Here is a 651-nt window from a genome sequence, read left to right as displayed (position 1 = left end):
GGTAATTAAACTGTCCTGAAATATCCCGTCAGGCCGGGCAATACCGGTCAGGTGACGGGCCGATTCGGCCAGAAAGGCCCCGGTAAAGGCAGTGCCCTGCGCCCACGGTTTCACGTAATCCCGCAGGGTACGGAGATAAGGGGCAGGCTCATCGTCATCCTGACAAAAGAACTGCACCACCCACGGCGAAATATCGTCTTCCTCCAGACTGTCCTGCACCGCATCTTCCAGCTGGTCGCGAATTTCAGTCAGACGCTCAGCCGGGCGGCCTTCGGTGGCGACGGGTTCAATGCGGTAGACCGCCCCCACGGAAACCCCGTCATCCAGCAACAGACATTGTTCTTTTTCCAGATATTCCACCCAGGGCAGGTAATCAATGATGGAGGGGTTAGCCTGATAAAGGGCGGTTTCATCGGCCTCACGCAGCTGGCCGGGGCGGTTCAGTGGCTTGAGTTTTTTCATTAGTGTGCCTCCGTGCGTTCACCCGGCAGCGCATACTGCACCTGACTGTAAAACGGGAACACCGTGCTGTAACCCGGTATCGGCGTATTGCCCGCAACCAGATGCGGGTAGACATACATCACCATATCGGGGTTGGGTAAACGGGGAAACTGTTGGCTGATTTCCTGTGCCGCTGAACGGCTGTAGTGA

Annotated in this window: 2 protein-coding genes; both read right to left on the bottom strand. The window is 57.0% G+C overall.

All coding sequences use genetic code 11. The annotated features are described in order from the left end of the window. A partial coding sequence (locus Xinn_RS21305; RefSeq protein WP_153043442.1) for a TraC family protein occupies positions 1-462 on the bottom strand: 462 nt, incomplete at its 3' end. Then, on the bottom strand, positions 462-651 hold a 190-nt coding region (locus Xinn_RS21300; protein ID WP_099137842.1), incomplete at its 5' end, for a TIGR03751 family conjugal transfer lipoprotein. The genes Xinn_RS21305 and Xinn_RS21300, both read right to left, overlap by 1 nt.

The sequence above is a fragment of the Xenorhabdus innexi genome, from assembly GCF_002632485.1.
GTDB lineage: Bacteria > Pseudomonadota > Gammaproteobacteria > Enterobacterales > Enterobacteriaceae > Xenorhabdus > Xenorhabdus innexi.
The sequence above is the reverse complement of the archived record's forward strand: the minus strand, read 5'-3'. Positions and strand labels throughout refer to the sequence as shown.